Origin of the sequence: Mangrovicella endophytica, assembly GCF_002893625.1 — a bacterium.
Lineage (GTDB): Bacteria > Pseudomonadota > Alphaproteobacteria > Rhizobiales > Rhizobiaceae > Mangrovicella > Mangrovicella endophytica.
The window spans coordinates 673,991-691,585 of the sequence record NZ_PKMZ01000002.1 but is presented as its reverse complement, the minus strand read 5'-3'; the positions used below and the strand labels follow the sequence as shown (position 1 = coordinate 691,585).

18 protein-coding genes are annotated in these 17,595 nt (G+C 65.8%); 10 read left to right on the top strand and 8 right to left on the bottom strand.

The genetic code is table 11. The features are described 5' to 3' along the window. Positions 1-53: 53 nt before the first annotated feature. Positions 54-1,217, top strand: coding sequence for a hypothetical protein (locus tag C0R46_RS08880; RefSeq protein WP_198598274.1), 1,164 nt, complete (start codon positions 54-56; stop codon positions 1,215-1,217). A 62-nt stretch (positions 1,218-1,279) separates the two neighbouring features. Here the strand turns inward: C0R46_RS08880 and thrS are convergent, their stop codons facing one another. Continuing rightward, positions 1,280-3,262 carry a threonine--tRNA ligase gene (gene thrS, locus C0R46_RS08875; protein WP_102959206.1) on the bottom strand — a complete coding sequence of 661 codons (1,983 nt, stop codon included), beginning with the start codon at positions 3,260-3,262 and terminating at the stop codon, positions 1,280-1,282. Positions 3,263-3,306: 44 nt separating this feature from the next. On the opposite strand from thrS, the gene C0R46_RS08870 reads away from it, so the two are divergent. Continuing rightward, positions 3,307-4,131 (top strand): hypothetical protein, encoded by an 825-nt coding sequence (locus C0R46_RS08870; protein WP_157944600.1) that lies wholly within the window; start codon positions 3,307-3,309, stop codon positions 4,129-4,131. An 84-nt stretch (positions 4,132-4,215) separates the two neighbouring features. Here the strand turns inward: C0R46_RS08870 and yidD are convergent, their stop codons facing one another. Continuing rightward, on the bottom strand, positions 4,216-4,599 hold the full coding sequence (gene yidD / locus C0R46_RS08865) for a membrane protein insertion efficiency factor YidD (RefSeq protein WP_102959204.1): 384 nt from the start codon (positions 4,597-4,599) through the stop codon (positions 4,216-4,218). Positions 4,600-4,709: 110 nt separating this feature from the next. After that, positions 4,710-5,168, bottom strand: coding sequence for an iron-sulfur cluster assembly scaffold protein (locus C0R46_RS08860; protein ID WP_102959203.1), 459 nt, complete (start codon positions 5,166-5,168; stop codon positions 4,710-4,712). A 267-nt stretch (positions 5,169-5,435) separates the two neighbouring features. Between C0R46_RS08860 and folE the strand changes: the two genes are divergently transcribed. From folE to C0R46_RS08845, 3 genes are all read left to right on the top strand, one after another. Continuing rightward, entirely contained in the window at positions 5,436-6,056 is a 621-nt protein-coding gene (gene folE, locus C0R46_RS08855; protein ID WP_102959288.1) for a GTP cyclohydrolase I FolE, read from the top strand. Positions 6,057-6,060: 4 nt separating this feature from the next. Further along, positions 6,061-6,483, top strand: coding sequence for a phosphoribosyl-AMP cyclohydrolase (gene hisI, locus C0R46_RS08850; RefSeq protein ID WP_102959202.1), 423 nt, complete (start codon positions 6,061-6,063; stop codon positions 6,481-6,483). A gap of 72 nt (positions 6,484-6,555) precedes the next feature. Then, the gene (locus C0R46_RS08845) at positions 6,556-7,545 is read left to right on the top strand and encodes a patatin-like phospholipase family protein (protein ID WP_102959201.1); all 990 of its coding nucleotides are present in this window, start codon (positions 6,556-6,558) and stop codon (positions 7,543-7,545) included. 23 nt (positions 7,546-7,568) lie between these two features. Here C0R46_RS08845 and C0R46_RS08840 read toward each other — a convergent pair whose 3' ends face one another. Together C0R46_RS08840 and C0R46_RS08835 are read right to left on the bottom strand one after the other, a co-directional pair. Then, positions 7,569-7,997, bottom strand: a complete 429-nt coding sequence (locus C0R46_RS08840; RefSeq protein WP_102959200.1) for a CBS domain-containing protein — start codon at positions 7,995-7,997, stop codon at positions 7,569-7,571. Between the two features lie 59 nt (positions 7,998-8,056). After that, positions 8,057-8,779, bottom strand: coding sequence for a rhomboid family intramembrane serine protease (locus tag C0R46_RS08835; RefSeq protein WP_245413480.1), 723 nt, complete (start codon positions 8,777-8,779; stop codon positions 8,057-8,059). A 366-nt stretch (positions 8,780-9,145) separates the two neighbouring features. Here C0R46_RS08835 and C0R46_RS08830 point away from each other — a divergent pair, with 366 nt between their 5' ends. Then, positions 9,146-9,754 carry a PilZ domain-containing protein gene (locus C0R46_RS08830; protein ID WP_102959198.1) on the top strand — a complete coding sequence of 203 codons (609 nt, stop codon included), beginning with the start codon at positions 9,146-9,148 and terminating at the stop codon, positions 9,752-9,754. A gap of 588 nt (positions 9,755-10,342) precedes the next feature. Continuing rightward, positions 10,343-10,945, top strand: a complete 603-nt coding sequence (locus tag C0R46_RS08825) for a transglutaminase-like cysteine peptidase (RefSeq protein ID WP_245413479.1) — start codon at positions 10,343-10,345, stop codon at positions 10,943-10,945. Between the two features lie 155 nt (positions 10,946-11,100). Here the strand turns inward: C0R46_RS08825 and C0R46_RS08820 are convergent, their stop codons facing one another. The 3 genes from C0R46_RS08820 to C0R46_RS08810 all read right to left on the bottom strand — a co-directional run bounded on the left by C0R46_RS08820 (position 11,101) and on the right by C0R46_RS08810 (position 13,412). Then, the gene (locus C0R46_RS08820; RefSeq protein ID WP_102959197.1) at positions 11,101-11,310 is read right to left on the bottom strand and encodes a DUF3126 family protein; all 210 of its coding nucleotides are present in this window, start codon (positions 11,308-11,310) and stop codon (positions 11,101-11,103) included. A gap of 259 nt (positions 11,311-11,569) precedes the next feature. Then, a complete protein-coding gene (gene cysE, locus C0R46_RS08815) occupies positions 11,570-12,394 on the bottom strand; it encodes a serine O-acetyltransferase (protein ID WP_102959286.1) in 825 nt (274 codons plus the stop codon). A gap of 262 nt (positions 12,395-12,656) precedes the next feature. Continuing rightward, the gene (locus C0R46_RS08810) at positions 12,657-13,412 is read right to left on the bottom strand and encodes an alpha/beta fold hydrolase (RefSeq protein WP_102959196.1); all 756 of its coding nucleotides are present in this window, start codon (positions 13,410-13,412) and stop codon (positions 12,657-12,659) included. Positions 13,413-13,576: 164 nt separating this feature from the next. Between C0R46_RS08810 and C0R46_RS08805 the strand changes: the two genes are divergently transcribed. From C0R46_RS08805 to C0R46_RS08795, 3 genes are all read left to right on the top strand, one after another. Continuing rightward, the gene (locus C0R46_RS08805; RefSeq protein WP_102959195.1) at positions 13,577-13,822 is read left to right on the top strand and encodes a zinc-finger domain-containing protein; all 246 of its coding nucleotides are present in this window, start codon (positions 13,577-13,579) and stop codon (positions 13,820-13,822) included. 13 nt (positions 13,823-13,835) lie between these two features. Further along, positions 13,836-15,032, top strand: coding sequence for an FAD-dependent monooxygenase (locus C0R46_RS08800; protein WP_102959194.1), 1,197 nt, complete (start codon positions 13,836-13,838; stop codon positions 15,030-15,032). A gap of 137 nt (positions 15,033-15,169) precedes the next feature. Then, the gene (locus C0R46_RS08795; protein ID WP_102959193.1) at positions 15,170-17,161 is read left to right on the top strand and encodes an OmpA family protein; all 1,992 of its coding nucleotides are present in this window, start codon (positions 15,170-15,172) and stop codon (positions 17,159-17,161) included. Positions 17,162-17,595: the final 434 nt, after the last annotated feature.

Here is a 17,595-nt window from a genome sequence, read left to right as displayed (position 1 = left end):
CCACGATCTGCCGTTCAACCCGTGAGATCGGCAACGGGGACGCGACGAGGGTGATGCGGCGAGCGGCACTGGCGAGCCTTGCGGCGGCTGGCATCGGTTTCCTGTCACCGGCAGAGGCTCAGGATCTGCCTGTCCCCGGCTTCATCGAGAACGGGATCAAGGGGCTGATCGGCGGCGGCGAGAAGCGCCCGCCCGGCGCCTATGTCTCGCCGTCGGCCGCCGAGCTCGTTCCGGACGGTGCCGATGTCGGCGCGACGCAGCGGCGGCCGCTACAGCGGTTCGAGCCGATCCCCCTGCCCGGTGCGCCGGGACATGCCGGCGTCCCGGCGATCGACCTGCCGGCTCTACCCGCCTATGCCCCGCAGAACATGCCGTCGCGCGAGGCGATCCGCTCGCGCGCCGCGCTCGCCTTGCAGGCGCGGCTGGTCGAGGACGGCCCGCCGATCAACAAGGGACTCGTCTGGCGCCTGTTCTCGTCGCTGCCGTCGCTGGATGGCAAGCTGCCGATGATCGCCTCCGCAGAAGGCGGCAGCGCGAGCTTCCAGGTGCCGGCCGGCTCCTATTTCCTCCATGTCGGCTTCGGCCGCGCCGGCGTGACCCGCCGCATCGACTTCACCGGACTGGCGACGCAGGAAACCGTCGTGCTCGGCGCCGGCGGTCTGAAGCTTGACGCCGTCCTGCCTGATGGAAAGCCGCTGCCGGCGGACAAGCTGTCCTTCGACGTGTTCGATGAGGCCGGCGACGAACATCAGGAGAATCTCATCGCCGACGACGTTGCGGCCGGCTCGGTGGTCCGTCTGAACGCCGGGACCTACCATGTCCTCTCCAATTACGGCTCGACCAATGCCGCGGTGCGTGCCGACATCCGCGTCGAGGCCGGCAAGATCACCGAGGCGACGCTCACCCACCGCGCGGCGCTGCTGACGATGAAGCTGGTGCGCGAGAAGGGCGGCGAGGCAATCGCCGACACCGCCTGGTCGATCTCGACCGCCTCCGGCGACCTCGTCGGCGAAAGCGTCGGTGCATTCCCGACCATGGTTCTGGCGGAGGGCGAGTATGTCATCGTCGCCAAGAACCGCGACCGGATCTACCAGCGCGAATTCGAGGTCAAAGCCGGTGCCGACGAGGACCTGGAGGTGCTGACCTCGGACCTCGTCACGGCGCCCGGAGGCGATCCGGCGGCAGTCGACGCGGGCGGAGAGGTCGACGCCGACTGATTGGTCCGCCGACGCCGTGAGGGTTGAGGCGCCGGTGCGCCTCAACCGTCTTGATCCGCGTTTCAGGCCGCTTCGGCCGTTCCGGCGGCCTTGCGCTTCAGGTCCGGCGGTACAGCCTCCGCGGCGAGCTGCCGGAGTGCTTCATCGAGCGACAGCGACACCTGGTCGCGCGAACCGAGCCGGCGCAGGTTGACCGTCGCTTCCTCGGCCTCGCGCTTGCCGCAGACCAGAATCACCGGCACCTTCGCCAGGCTGTGCTCGCGGACCTTGTAGTTGATCTTCTCGTTGCGAAGATCGGCCTGTGCGCTGAGTCCCGCCCGCTTCAGGCGCTCGACCACCGACTGGGCATAGGCGTCAGCCTCGGAGGTGATGGTGGCGACGACGACCTGCACGGGCGCGAACCAGAGCGGGAAGTGGCCGGCGAAGTTCTCGATCAGGATGCCGAGGAAGCGTTCCATCGAGCCACAGATGGCGCGGTGGATCATCACCGGCTGCTTCTTCTCCGAATCGGCGCCGATATAGAAGGCGCCGAAGCGCTCCGGCAGGTTGAAGTCGACCTGCGTCGTGCCGCATTGCCACTCGCGCCCGATGGCGTCGCGCAGCGTGTACTCGAACTTCGGGCCATAGAAGGCGCCCTCGCCCGGCAGAATGCCCGTCTTGATGCGTCCGCCGGACTGCGCCTCGATCGTGTTGAGGACGTCGGTCATCACGCTTTCCGCGCGGTCCCACAATTCGTCCGAGCCGACACGCTTCTCCGGCCGCGTGGAGAGCTTCACCACGATCTCATCGAAGCCGAAGTCCTCATAGACCGACAGGATCAGGTCGTTGATCTTCAGGCACTCGGCGGCCATCTGCTCGTCGGTGCAGAAGATATGCGCATCGTCCTGCGTGAAGCCGCGAACGCGCATCAGCCCGTGCAGCGCCCCCGACGGCTCGTAGCGATGGACATTGCCGAATTCGGCAAGCCGGATTGGCAGTTCGCGGTAGGACTTCAAGCCGTGCTTGAAGATCTGCACATGGCCGGGGCAGTTCATCGGCTTCAGCGCGAAGACACGCTCGTCCTCGGTGTCGTCGCCGGCCGACTGCACCTTGAACATGTTCTCCTTGTACCAGCCCCAGTGGCCGGAGGTCTCCCATAGCGACTTGTCCAGCACCTGCGGTGCGTTGACCTCCTGATAGGCGTGCTCGTCGAGCCGGCGGCGCATGTAGGAGACAAGGGTCTGGAACATCTTCCAGCCCTTGGCGTGCCAGAAGACGACACCCGGCCCCTCCTCCTGGAAATGGAAGAGATCCATCTCGCGCCCGAGGCGGCGATGGTCGCGCTTCTCAGCCTCCTCGAGGACGTGCAGGTAATTGTCGAGCTGCGCCTGCTCGGCCCAGGCTGTCCCATAGATGCGGGTCAGCATCGGGTTGTTTGAATCGCCGCGCCAATAGGCGCCCGCGACCTTCATCAGCTTGAAGGCGCCGCCAATCTGCCCGGTCGAGGCCATGTGCGGGCCGCGACAGAGGTCGAACCAGTCGCCTTGCGCATAGATCTTCAGGTCCTGGTCTTCGGGGATCGCGTCGATCAGCTCGACCTTGTAGCCCTCGTTCTTGTCGCGGAAGACCTGACGCGCCTTGTCACGCGACCAGACCTCCTTGGTGAACGGCTTGTTGCGGGCGATAATTTCCCGCATCTTCTTCTCGATCGCCGGGAAATCCTCGGGCGAAAACGGCTCGTTGCGGGCGAAGTCGTAATAGAAGCCGTTCTCGATCACCGGACCGATCGTGACCTGCGTGCCGGGCCACAGCTCCTGCACCGCCTCGGCCATCACATGCGCGGCGTCGTGCCGGATCAGGGCGAGCGCGCGCGGATCGTCGCGCGTGACGATCTCGATGCGCCCGCTGCCGCCGACGGGATCGGAGAGATCGCGCAGCTCGCCGTCGAGCGTATAGGCGACCGCCTTCTTCAGGAGCGACTTGGAGATGCCGCCGGCGATGTCCGCGCCGGTCGCGGTCGCTTCGTATTGCCTCGAGGAACCGTCGGGGAAAGCGAGGTCGATCATTCTGGGTCCTTTCCGCTCACCCCCGTCTACCACACGGGAAAGCTTTGAAGATCGATGGAGAAAGCCCGACTGTGCGCCGGGGCCCGGGTCTTACCATCGTCGGACTCGGAGGCAAGCACCCGCCGGTAAAATCCGCATCGCGGGCCGGCGGCGATCTGTTGCTTCAGCGCTCGAACGAGACTTATCCTCTAGAAAAGGCCCGGCGCTGGGACGAAGGCATGGCGGACGCACAAGGCTTGGATTGGGCCAAGTCGCTGATCTTCCCGATCTCGGTGTGGGTTGCGCAACAGCTCGCAACCGGCGCGGTCGCATCCTATCGATGGTTGAAGCGACAGTATTTCCTCTACACGAACATACTCGAGGAGATCCGGTGCACGCGCGGCCCAACCGAAGAATTGGCCGCGGCGTTCCGTCAGGCGCTCTACGACGGCGTTTTTCGGCAGCGGCTGGTGGACGACCCGAACTATTTCGTATTCGTGGTTTCCGCTGACCCGTCACCTTCCATCTTTCGGAGCGACTCGAGCGAGTTCGCTGCACTCAGCCCAAATACGAGCCGTGACATCATCGCCTACTTCGAGACGCAGTCGCTGATCTCGGAAACGCTCTCTGCGCTCCGCTCCGAGGACTTCCGGATCCTTCATCCGGACCGCAAAATGCAGGCAATTCAGGATCTGATGCGGCTGTTTGATGAAAGCGAGGTGCTTGGAAGAAGCAGCGAGCAGCGGCTGTTGCGAGCGGCGCGGCGCACACCCTATCGCAGAGTGCGTCGGGCGTTTGCCGCCGCCAGACGAATTGCAAAGCGGGTCCAAGCCGCTTCGCACATGGTCTGGCGCCAGCTGCTTCAAGGACTGGAAAAGCTAAGCGGCTAGGCGGAGGATCGGGTGTCGAGCGTCAGCGATCGCGACAGGATAGATCCTGACGCTGTCAGATGACGACGGGAGGAAGCGGCTTAATCATTCATCTCCTGAGAACGAGGATATTTTACCGGACTTGCCGTCGGCCACGCAAGCTGGCGTTTCGGGTACCGGATCAAGACCTGCCCGCCCGAATGGCCCACAGCGGGCGACCCGCTTCAGCGCCAGCCAGCTGCCCGGCAGGAGCCCGTGCCGCGCCACGGCTTCATAGGCGTATTCGGAGCATGTCGGGATATGGCGGCAATGACCGCCGACCAACGGCGACAGGCTGAGCTGATAGAGCCGGACGAGTCCCATCCCGATGATCCGCCCTGGCGTCCGGGCGAAGGGGCCGTCGTAGTTCCGACTGTGACGGCGTGGCAGCGGAGCAGCGGCGTAAGATCCGCAGCACTTGCACGCCTCTCGCCGATCGAGCCGGGGCATCGGTTCCCCTGCCGCGGCATGCGTCTCCCCGACGGCGCCGCTTGAAAGCTGAGGGACGCCTACGCGACCACCTTCGACCGGCGAGCAGGCCGATGAGGGGTTCGGCTTACTCAAGCCGCGGCGTTTTCTGCCGCGCTGTTTTCGCGCGCTTCGATCTGGTCGAGCGCGTCGACCACGGCGTCGAAGGTCAGCATGGTCGAGGCATGGCGCGCTTTATAGTCCCGCACCGGCTCTAGGAACTGCAGGTCGGCGAAGCGTCCCGTGGGTGACGGACCGTTCTCCTTCAGCATCCGGCGCATCATCTCGCGCACGTCGCGCAGTTCAGCCGGCGTCGCGCCGATGATGTTGCGCGCCATGATGGAGGACGAGGCCTGGCCGAGCGCACAGGCCTTCACGTCATGAGCGAAGTCGGCGACGCTTCCGTCCTTGAGAGACAGGTCGATCGTCACCGTCGATCCGCAGAGCTTGGAATGGGCCCTGGCGGTCGCATCCGGCGCGTCGAGACGGCCGATGCGCGGGATGTTGCCCGCAAAATCGAGGATCTTGGCATTGTAGACGTCGTCGATCACGGTGACACGAGCTCCGGATGATCGTCAGCGGTCTGTGAATCCGCTTCCTTCGCAATTATATAGGGGCCCGGGCGCCGCACCGGAAGCCATGGGCGAACGGGATAAAGGATCGCCGGCAGCGCGGCCGATGTCGCATACCGGCCTTTTCAGCTTCCGCCAATTATGGGATGCGCAACGATGAAGTCTGGCAATGCCGGCCGGATCACGCCCGGCTGCAACTGCGGCGATGCCGCGCACAAGGCGCAGCCGGAGAAGAACGAGGTCGGAATGGATGCGATCGTGAGCAAGTTCCCGCAGCAGCCCGGCGCATCCACGGTCATCCGGCCGACGCGCGAAGAGGCCGAGGCGGCTGTGGCGACGCTGATCCGCTGGGCGGGCGACGACCCGATGCGCGAGGGCCTGCTCGAGACGCCGGCGCGGGTCGCGAAAGCCTATGAGGAGCTGTTCAGCGGCTATGCCGCCGATCCCGCCGAGGTGCTCGGCCGCACCTTCGAGGAAGTCGCTGGCTTCGACGACATGGTGCTGGTGCGCGACATCGACTTCCATTCCCACTGCGAGCACCACATGGTGCCGATCATCGGCAAGGCGCATGTCGCCTACCTGCCGGCGGGCCCGGTGCTTGGCCTGTCCAAGATCGCTCGCATCGTCGAGATCTTCGGCCGGCGCCTGCAGACGCAGGAGGCGATGACGGCCCAGATCGCCGATTCCATCGAAAGCGTGCTGGCGCCACGCGGCATCGCCGTCGTGCTGGAGGCCGAGCATATGTGCATGTCGATGCGCGGCATCCGCACCAAGGGCTCGCGCACCGTCACCTCGGCGTTCCGCGGCGTCTTCAAGGAGGACATCCTGGAGCGCAACCGCTTCCTCGCCATGGCCCGCATTGGCTGAGACCATGGTCGAGACGGCTGCCGCCCCGTTCGCTCAGGCTGCCTCGCGCGCCGAACTGGAGGAGGGCAATCGGCTGTCGCCCCGCTTCGACCGCGACGGCCTGGTAACGGCTGTCGTCACCGATGCGGCCTCCGGCGAGCTGCTGATGGTGGCCCATATGAATGCGCAGGCGCTCGACCTGACGCTTTCGACTGGCATCGCCCATTACTGGTCGCGCTCACGGGCAACGCTCTGGAAGAAGGGCGAAACCTCCGGCGCGCTGCAGAGCGTGCGGGAAGTCCGGGTGGACTGCGACCAAGACGCCATCTGGCTGAAGGTTGAGGTCGCCAAGCCCGAGGAGACCTGCCACACCGGCCGCTCCACCTGCTTCTATCGCCGGATCGATGCTGCCGGCCGTCTCGAAACAGTCGTTTCCAAAGGCGCTTGAGCACTTAATCCCTTCGTCAACATCCCCGTCTACTCTTGCCGTGTGTCATCGCGACCTTGAGGAGGAGGCAGGATGCTCGATCGTGTCTTCCGGCGTGCCGATGCTGTCGCTTCGGAAGCGCATGGTGGCGGTTCCGGACCGGCCGCCGCGCCGCGACGCATCGAGCGGCGCGGCATCGCCTTGGCGCTCGGCGGCGGCGCGGCGCGCGGCTGGGCACATATCGGCGTCCTGAAGGCTCTCGACGAGGCGCATATCCCGATCGCGATGATCGCGGGAACCTCGATGGGCGCCCTTGTCGGCGGCTGCTACCTCGCCGGCCGACTCGACGAGCTGGAGCATTTCGCCACCTCCCTGACCCGCCGCGGCCTCATCCGCTATCTCGATTTCCGCATCGGCGGCGCCGGCCTCATCGGCGGCATGCGCCTCAGCCGCAGGCTCGAGGAGCAGCTTGCCGGTCTGACGATCGAAGGCTTGGATCGCCGCCTCGTCTGCGTCGCCGCAGAAGCACGCAGTGGCCACGAGGTCTGGATCGACTCCGGCTCACTGGTCCTGGCCATGCGGGCCTCCTATGCGCTGCCGGGCGTCTTCGAGCCGGTAGAGGTTTCAGGGCGACGGCTGCTCGATGGCGCGCTCGTCAATCCAGTGCCCGTCTCCGTCTGCCGCGCCTATGAGCAGCAGCTCGTCGTCGCCGTGAACCTGCATTACGATCTCTTCGGGCGCGCCGCAGTGCTGCGCCTGCGCGCGGGCGAGAGCGCCCCGCCTGCCCCACAGCCCCGACGCATCGACAGCGCTCCGACGGTTGATGCGGCGGTCCGCCGGGAGAAGATCGGCATCACGCGCTCCATGGCGGACGCTTTCAACATCATCCAGGACCGGATCTCGCGCTCACGCTTGGCAGGCGATCCGCCGGATCTCTCCCTGCAGCCGCGCGTGCGCGACATCGGACTATCGGAGTTCTTCCGGGCCGAACAGGCCATCGAGCTCGGCTATCGCGAGACGATGAACCGTATCGCCGAGATCGAACGCGTCTGCGAAAGCGCGCCCGACCTTCGCTGGGATTGATGAGGTCGCCTCGAGTCTGAGGGTCAGCCGGTGATGTATTCGCGCATATGGCTGGCTTCGCGCTCGGCATCTTCGATCCGCCGCTTGACGACGTCGCCGATCGATATGATCCCTACGAGGTGACCGTCGACGCAGACCGGAATGTGGCGGAAGCGTCCGCGCGTCATCATCTCCATCGCCTCTTCGACGGTCGTCTCCTCGGAGCAGGTGATCACCTTGGCCGTCATCACCTCGCCGATTGCGCGCGAGAGGCAATCGGGCCCATCGGTCCCGATCATCCGGACCACGTCGCGCTCCGACAGGATACCGGCCACACCCCCGTCTGGATGAACGACGATCAGCGCACCGATGCGCTTCGTCGCCAAAGTCCTCACCGCGTCCGACATCGTCGCCGTCGGCTCCAATGTGACGACGTCCCTGCCCTTGGCTTCCAGAATCAGCCTGACTGTCATTGCTCCATCCCGTTGTTGTTCTTCTCCCGGGATGGATGGTGCAGCAAATGGCGCCGAGTTCAAGATTGCGCGTAGGTGCCTGACGGAAAGCGGCGGTCGAAGAGCCGGAACAGGAGGAAGCCGAAGGCGAAGCCGCCGAGATGGGATTCCCACGCAACATCGGCGCCATCGGCGACGAATTCGCCGAAGCTCGTGCCGGTGATGAGGTTCGAGCCGAAGAAGACGAGGATGAAGAAAAGCACGGTGCGATCCCGCAGCGCCTCGCCGATGCCCATCAGCGGCCCGGTGATCATGCCACCGCGCCGGGCCCGGCCGACGGAACTGAAGGCGAAGCGGCATGCGCCGCCCATCAGTGCGGACACGATCCCCGATGCCCCGATCACCGGCGCAAGGAGGTCGGGGTTGACTGCCCAGAAGGCCGCCGCACCCGCGATCGCGCCGCAGATGCAGAAGAGAAGGAAACGTGCGTCGCCGATCCGGCGCGCCACCGGCGGTCCGAAGGCGAGCAGCCAGACGGTGTTGGTGATGAGATGCATCCAGCTGCCGTGCAGGAACGCGTAGGTCACCGGAGACCAGATCGATGCGCCCGACGGCCGGATCGCACAGTCCGTTACCCCGGCGGCGTAGCAGCCGGGGATGAAGGAGAATTCGATGATGACGCTGTCGTCCGCAGCCGGCGTCAGCAGCAGCACCCGAAGGACGTGGATCGCCGCGAAGACGACGATCGTCGTGAGCACCACGCCCGGCACGTTGAATGCCGGCGGCTGCTTCAGCTTCGGCATTGGCGGCTGTCCGCTGTCGTGGCTCATTCGTACCGATTACCCTGGCAAGCGCGGCATCTGCGCAAAAAAGAAACCGTCCTGCCCTGCGGCCGAACGGTTTCACAGAAGATAGGTCGGAATGGGCGGCGGGGCACCCGGATCCGCGTGCGTGCTGCTGGAGACGACAGAAATGTCCGTGGCAAAACGCTACTCCAGCGTTCGGCGTCGCTCAATAGCAGGCTGCAAATCATTGTTAACGTGCAGCCCGGGCGCGCGGTCTCAGCGAGCGACGCAATTGGCGGCGGTCCTTGCACAAACCGTTAACGTCCATCTTCTATGTTAGCGTTATCGCAACGGCTGCCACCCGCAGCGCCGGAAAGCCAGACGATGCAGAGCACCGCTCTTCAGCAACCGCAGCCGGACTTCGAGGAACGCCGCCGCTTCCAGCGCGTCCCCGTCGATCTGCTCGGCCGCTTCATGCTGGAAGACCGGAGCGAGTATCCGTGCCGCGTCGAGAACATGTCGCCCGGCGACGTTGCCGTGGTTACCCCGGTCACGCCGCGCCAGGGCGAACGCATCATCCTTTATGCCGACCATATCGGCAGGGTCGAAGGATCGGTGCAGCGTGCCTATGCCGGCGGCTTCGCCCTCGTCGTGCAGACCACCGAGCGCAAGCGCGAGAAGCTGGCAGCGCAGCTGACTTGGCTGGCCAACCGCCACGAACTCGACCTGCCGGAAGATCGGCGGCACGAGCGCGTGCAGCCGCGCAATCCGTTCATCGACATCGTGTTGGAAGATGGCCGCACCTATAAGGTGCGCATCATCGACCTGTCGCTCTCCGGCGCGGCAGTCAATTCGCAGGTCCGCCCGGCGCTTGGCTCGCGCGTAACTCTCGGCACGATGAAGGGCCGCATCGTCCGCCACCTCGAGGAAGGCTTCGCCATCGAGTTCGCGATGGTGCAGGCGCGCGAGACGATCGAAGCCGCTTTCCGCTGAGGTCGCATCGGGTTCGGCCGACGAGTGATCCGACATCCTTCCTGCTGACGACATCGTGGCAGGCGCTACGCGTCTGATCCCTCAATCGCCGTATTCAGCTTTGCAAGGGCAGGTCCGCTGCTGAGCCGGCTTCCGGCGTTGATGTAGCGCCTCCCCCAGAGCCATTGCTCCGCGCCGGCAAGCGACAGACGTCGCCCTCGCCCCCTTGCAGCCACCGCGTTCGTCGCGATTGCGGGCAGCTGGTGCCGACCGCCGCAAAAACTTTTTTTCGGCTCGCCTCCGGCGATTCCGCTGAAGTGTTAACGCGCAAATCCGCCCGATTCATCGTTCGGTAACCCGCGCGACGCGCTCCAAACGCTCTCTACAAGCTACCTTCGACGCTCAAGAGCCGCCTTTCCTGAGGCGACGGCGCATAGGGTTAACGGCGGCTGGCCGCATTCGCAGCAATTTGCATCCGCATCTTCATCGAAGAACAAGTATAGATTTCAAACAATTCCGCTCGAATTTGAGGCAAATCATCTGACTTGATTTGGCCTCAAAGTAAAAGCGAGCCGGCATTCTCCTTGTCACAGACGGGGAGACAAAAACTTGAACAAGTTCTTTCAGATGGCGGCGTTGGCCGCGGGACTGATGGCAGCGGCAACGGGCAGCGCTGCAGCCATGAGCGACATCCTGCACATGCCGACCCTCGGCCAGACCTCACAGCCGGTCGGCCACTACGAGTTCTGCAAGCAGTACGCTTCGGAGTGCCAGCCCAACGAGACGCGCGGCGCGGTGAAGCTGACGCGCGCGGTTTGGGCTGCGATGGTCGGGGTGAACAACACCGCCAACACCACGATCTATCCCCGCACGGACGAGGAGATCTACGGTGTTCCGGAAGTCTGGGCTTATCCGACCACCCAGGGTGACTGCGAAGACTTCGCTCTGTTGAAGCAATACATGCTGGAGCGGCAGGGCCTGCCGCGCTCGGCTCTGCTGATCACCGTGGTTCGTCAGCCGAACGGCGACGGCCATGCGGTTCTGACGGTGAAGACCGACAAGGGTGACTTCATCCTCGACAATCTCGAGGAGCGGATCCTTGCCTGGACCGAGACCGAATATCACTACCTGAAGCGCCAGTCGGAGCAGGACTCCAGCAAGTGGGTCGGCATTGCCGACGATCGCAACATCCTGGTCGGCAGCGTCCGCTGAGAGCGGCGAAAATCAGCTGAAGAGGCTGGACCTCCGCCTCTGAACCATTCCGATCGGACGCCTGCCCGTCTTGTTCGATCGGACTTGAAGCCGGCCCTTCCCCGGGGGCCGGCTTCTTCATGTCTGGAATTGACTTCGCAGAGTAGCGGAAGCCGCTATTCCAGATCGATGTCGAGAATGGTCATGGTCAGATGGTAGGAGAGCTCGCCCTCCTCCGTATCCTTGGCGATCAGGCCGACGAACTCGTCGTCGATATAGACCTCGGCCGTGTCGGACTTCCGCGGCAGAGCCCTCACCTGGAGGTAGGCCGCCTTGAAGCGGGATTTCAGGTAGGCTTCGAGCTTGCGGATTTCATCAGGCTTCACGGTGACGTCCTCGGGAGTGTCGGTATGACAAAGCTAGGCGACCGGGGCGGCTTGCAAAGGCCGGAGCCCGTCGACATTCGGGTTAGTGACGTTGATTGGATGCGGCTCTAGAGCATTTCCGCCGAACACGGAACCGCTCGGCCGGAAATGCTCTCACGACGCGGATCCGCGATTGGGACGAAGTTGATCGCAGCCGGACGCTGCGGATCGACCCCCCGCCGGCCGCAGGCTTGTTCTGGATACGACGTCTAGCCGACCCTCAAGCGTCTGCGTCCAGGCACTGGTCCATGGCACGCGCCGGCTCGGCGCAAGTGCCCGTGGTGCCGATCACCTTCGCAGGAACGCCGGCGACAGTCGTGTGAGGCGGAACCGGCTTCAGCACGACCGAACCCGCAGCGATCTTCGAGCAGTTGCCGATGCGGATGTTGCCGAGGATCTTGGCGCCGGCGCCGATCAGGACGCCGCAGCCGATCTTCGGATGACGATCGCCGTGCTCCTTGCCCGTACCCCCGAGGGTCACGTCCTGCAGGATGGAGACATTGTCGCCAATCTCTGCCGTCACGCCGACAACGAGCCCGGTTGCGTGATCGAGGAAGATGCCGCGACCCATCTTAGCCGCGGGATGGATGTCCGTCTGGAACACCGCTGAGGACCGCGACTGGAGATACAGTGCGAAATCGCGGCGCCCCTGCATCCACAGCCAGTGCGCCAGCCGGTGCGTCTGGATGGCGTGAAAGCCTTTGAAATAGAGCAGCGGCTCGATATAGCGCTCGCAGGCGGGATCGCGGTCGAACACCGCCTGGATATCGATCCGCAGCACCTCGCTCCAGGCCGCATCGCTCATCGCCATTTCATGGAAGCTCTGGGCGATCAGCACGGCCGGGACGTCGGCATGGTCGAGGCGCTGCGACACCCGGTGGGTAAGCGCGGCCTCAAGGCTGTCATGGTTGAGGATGGTTGCGTAGACGAAGCCGGCGAGCACCGGCTCGCGATCCGCCATCTCTGCCGCTTCCTCACGCACACGCGCCCAGATCGGATCAACCGCCTGGATCTTCTCCTGGGTCTGCCGGCTGACCACGCTCATCTTCGTCTCCATACGCTTCGATCGCCTCCCGGCCCGGATGGGCGTTTGAGGCTTCGATCCCGCGGCTCGGCTATGGGCGCTCGAACACGACGCGCCGCCGAACCGCCTGCACGGGTCGCAGCCACCCTCTTGAAACCGGAAGGCGGCATGCGTCCTGCGCTCTTTAACATAAGACCCGCGCGGCCGCACAACAGCCGTAGGCCGGGCGGTGATAGCATACGCGTGCAGGCGGCGTCCTCCAGGCGCGAAGCTAGCGAGTCGGTCAAGCCGCAGCGGCATCCTCGGCGAGGAAGCGCAGCACCTCGGCCTTGAAGCTACGGTCGCCGACGGCGAGCATGTGGTCGCGATCCTCGATCGGGAAGTAGCGGGCATGCGGCAGCAGTGCCGCAAGCTCGGCGCCCGACCCGGCGATATCGTCCCTGGTGCCGACGCCGATCAGCACCGGCTGCCGGATCGATCGAACCTCGGCTTCCGTCGGCTCCTGCCGTGACGTGCGGATGCAGGCGGCAAGCGCCACGCGATCGCTGCGCGTGCGGTCGGCGAAGGCCCGGAACATCCGCCCCTTGGGATCGGTGACGTCATCAAGCGAGGGCGCCAGCAGCGCGGCGGCAATCGGATCCCAGTCGCCGACGCCTTCGACGAGGCCGATGCCGAGGCCGCCGAAGATGATCCTGTCGACCCGCTCGGGATAGCCGAGAACCGCATAGGTGCTGACCCGCGCGCCCATCGAGTAGCCGAAGAGCGTCGCGCTCGGCAGACCGACATGATCCAGCAGCGCCATGACGTCGGCCGCCATCCGCTGCGGCGCATAGAGATCCGCGTCGTGTGGCTTGTCGCTGGCGCCATGGCCGCGATGATCGAAGGCAAGGATGCGAAAGCCTGCGCCGGTCAGGGTCGAGACCCAGCCGGGATCGATCCAGTTCACTCGCATGGATGAGGCAAAGCCGTGCACGAGAACAATCGGCCTGCCGTTCCCCTCATCCATATAGGCGAGGTTCAGGCCCTCGGATTGGAACATCGTCACGGGCACCGCCCTCCTTCATGCACTGCGTCGCCGAATATCAATATGCGAGCCGCAGCAAAGTTTGCGGCGCGGCAGCGCAGCGCTCGCTCCACCCTGTTCAAGTCCAAACACGATGAGTATGGTCCGCCGCGATTGGACGATGACGAGGAGATCCGCCGATGGCCGGGCATGTCATTCCGCACTTCCAGAACGACGCCGGATACCACGTGATCGAGATCGGCGTCACCGAATTCATGTGCGTCGGCGCCAACCCGCCCTTCGATCATCCGCATGTCTTCATGGATCTCGGCGACGATGGGGAGAAGGTGTGCGGCTACTGCTCCACGCTGTACCGCTACAATCCGCAGCTCCATGCCGACGAGACGAAGCCGGCCGGTTGCCTGTATGTCGACAAGGCGGCCTGACCGCCAGTAGACCATGGTCGATCGAACGCTGAGCGTCGCGGTCGCCGGAGCCGGCATTGCCGGCCTCAGCGCCGCGCTCGCCTTCGCCAGATGCGGGTTCAAGGTCGCCGTCCTCGAACGCGCCGCGGTTCTGGAAGAGGTCGGCGCCGGACTGCAACTATCCGCCAATGCTCTGCGCGCGCTCCGGGCGATCGGCATCGATCAGGCGGACCTTCGCGGCGCCGTGCCGGCCGAAACGGTGACGCTGCGGCGGGCGCGGGACAACCGCCGGCTCGCAAGGGTCGACGTCAAGGCGGATGACGGAACGGGCTACGTCTCGATCCATCGTGCCGATCTGCAGGCGGCCCTGCTGACGGCCGTGCTGACACAGCCGGCGATCACGCTCGAGCTTGGAACCGAAATCGCCGGCCTCCGCAGCGGTGGCGGCGATCAGGTGACACTTGCCTTGCAGCAGGCGGAGTCGATGAGCGAGCGACCCTACGGTCTCGTCGTGGCCGCAGACGGCGTCCGCTCGCGCGTCGCCGAAGCTCTGAAACTGGAGCCGCCGCACTATTCCGGCTCCGTAGCCTGGCGCACGATGCTGGACCGCGCAGCCGGTGCGCCGCCTTTCGCGCCTGGCATCACCGGCTGGCTCGGACGCAGCGTCAACATTGTCACCTATCCCGTCAGCGGCGGCGAGCGGCTCAACCTCGTCGCCGTCGTCCGGGAGCCGCAGACCACCGATTTCTCCTCGCGCGATCATGCCGGGCGGATGCCGCTGATGACACGCCTGCACGGCGCGACGCCGGTGTTGACCGAGATGATCACCCGCAGCGGACCGGTGACGCGCTGGCCGCTGATGATGGTCCCGGGGGACCGCGTCTGGGGGAACGCCGAAGGACGGATCATCCTCATCGGGGATGCCGCGCACGCCATGCTGCCGCACGCGGCTCAAGGGGCCGCCATGGCGATCGAGGACGCGGTCGTGGCGGCCTCCGCCTACGCGCAAGCGCCCGATCTTGCAGCCGCCGCAAGGCGCTACGCGGCAGAGCGGCGGCCTCGCATCGACCGGGCGCGCCGACGAGCAATCTTCAACGGGGCAGTTTATCACCTGCCCTTCCCGCTCAGTCTCGGCCGCGACACCGTGCTGTCGCTGCGCGATTCCCGCTCGCTCGGGCGCGATCTCGCTTGGCTCTACGAATGGCAGCCGCCGGAACTTCGCATCGACTGAACGATTGATCCTCCAGCTCTGCATAGATGCTGGCCGTTCGTGGCCGGCGTCCTATCTCGGGCTGCCTGTGCCGTGCCTCGAAACTGACGCAACGAGGCGGGACAAGACTGCAAGGGACATCGTTGAAAGGTTCGTTCATGCCGAATTTCAGACGTACCGGCCGCTTCGTGTCGGTCGCGACGCTTGCCGCATCGACCGCGTTAAGCGGCCCGCTAGCGGCCGTCGCTGCCGAACGTCAGCCGGTCCTTCTTGCTCAGGCCGAGGATCCCGCGGCGCCACTGCCGCCAGCGGATGCTCCAGCCGCGGAAGCGCCGGCCGAAGCGCCCGCTCCGGCGCCTGAGCCAGAGCCTGCGCCGGCACCTGAGCCCGAGCCGGCAGCCCCCGAGCCTGCTCCGGCGCCCGCTGCCGAAGAGCCTGCGGCTCCGGCCGCCGAGCCGGCACCAGCAGCTGAACCCGAACCCGAGGCCGCCGCACCCGAGCCGGCCCCGGCGCCGGCCGCTGAAGAGCCGGCCGCCAAGGAGCCTGCAGCACCCGCCGCCGAGGAGCCTGCAGCGCCTGCAGCCGAGAGCGCGGAGCCCAAGAGCAACGGCGAGGCACCGTCCGAAGGCAAGCGCGGCGATCGCAAGAAGCGCGGCGAGAACGGCGAAGGTGGCAAGCGCGGCGAGCGTGGCGGCAAGGGCCAGCGCGGCGAGCCCGCGGCAGCCGAGCCGTCCGCAGCGCCGGCCGAACCTGCAGCTCCCGATACGCCGGCGGCTCCGCCAGCCTCGGATGCTCCGGCCGCAGCACCTGCGACACCAGCCGAGCCTGCAGCTCCCGCCACCCCGGCAACTCCGCCGGCCTCCGAAGCTCCGGCTCCGGCACCTGCGACGCCGGCCGAGCCTGCCACGCCGGCAACTCCTGCCGAGCCGGCCGCCCCGGCAGACGGCACCGCACCAGTGACCCCGCCAGCGGCCGGTCAGCCCGCGCCGGATGGCGCCGCAGCTCCCGCCCCGGGCGCCCCGGATGCGACTGGCGGCGACGGCACGGCCGCGGTTACACCGCCTGCGCCTGTCGAGCAGCCGAAACCCGTTCCCGCCGACGTCCAGCAGGCGCCGGTCGAAAAGGGCCGCGTCGACCAGAGCGATGCTCGCGTTCAGCAATTGCGTGAGCCGATCGAAATCCGCGGCGCGCGGGCCGAGGAAGGCGAGCGCATCCGCGAAGCGCCAAAGGTCGAGCTGCCGCCGGACGCCAAGGTGGTCAAGCGCGTCGGCGATCGCGACATCGTCACCATCGTCGGTGCAGCGGCTGCCGGTGCTGTCGCGGGGGCCGCGGCGAGCTACTTCATCCGCTCCAACGACGACGACCGTCTCGCCGAGGGCTCGAACGATCGCTACACCGAGCGCCTGCGTGGCGGCCGGACGCGCGAGACCATCGTGCGGCCGAACGGCGTGCAGGTCGTGACGATCTCCAACCGCTACGGCGACGTGGTGCAGCGCTCGCGCATCATGCCGGACGGCCGCGAGGTGGTGCTCTTCTATGATCCCTATGGCGAGGACGACGATCGTCGCCCGACCTATTACGAGGATCCGGCCGAGGATCTGCCGCCGCTTGAGCTGACCATCCCTGAGGACGAGTACATCGTGGACGTGGCGGAGCCGGACGAGCAGCTCTACTACGACACCATCGTTGCACCGCCGGTCGAAACGGTGGAACGCATCTACTCGGTCGACGAGGTGAAGCGCTCGCAGCGTATCCGCGAGAAGGTGCGCCGCATCGATCTCAACACCATCAACTTCGACTTCGGTTCGTCAACCATCGCGCAGAACCAGGTCGGCAATCTCGAGGCGCTCGCCAAGGCGATCTCGAAGGTGGTGGAGGAGAACCCGGGCGAGACCTTCCTGATCGAGGGTCACACCGATGCGGTCGGCAGCGACCTCTCGAACCTTGCTCTGTCCGACCAGCGCGCCGAGGGCGTCGCCAATGCGCTGACGCAGTACTTCGACGTTCCCGCGGAGAACCTCGTCACGCAGGGCTATGGCGAGCAGTACCTCAAGGTGAACACCCAGTCGGAGAACCGCGAGAACCGTCGCGTCACCGTCCGCCGCATCACCTCACTGGTGAAGCCGGTGAACACGGCCGCCGCGGAGTAGGCGACTTTACGCGTCGATCGAAGGCAGGCCCGGCAGCATCGCTGCCGGGCCTGATTCACGTCCGGAGCAGGCACCGACAAGCCGTTGCAATGACTCGCAGTTCACGCTGGGCCGGGATGAAGGCTTCGCCTCCGATCACCTCCGGCAGCGTCTGCCGTATAGCCAGTCCTTACAGGCAGATTCTGACGGCAGGCCCGAACCGGCGGTGTAACGGCTGGTGGAATCGATCCCTGAGCAAATTGAGCCGAGCCGTTGATCGGATTCGTCTTCCGGCCTCACCTTGCGGGCGACGCGGCTGTCCAACAGCGGGCAGAGATTAGGATCGCTCCGATCGCAGCGCGCCGATACGGCTGCTTGACCGCGTCGGCAGCAGCAACGCAGCCGGACCCCACAGCACTGCGTCGCTATCCACTCCGGTCAGTTGGTTCACGATT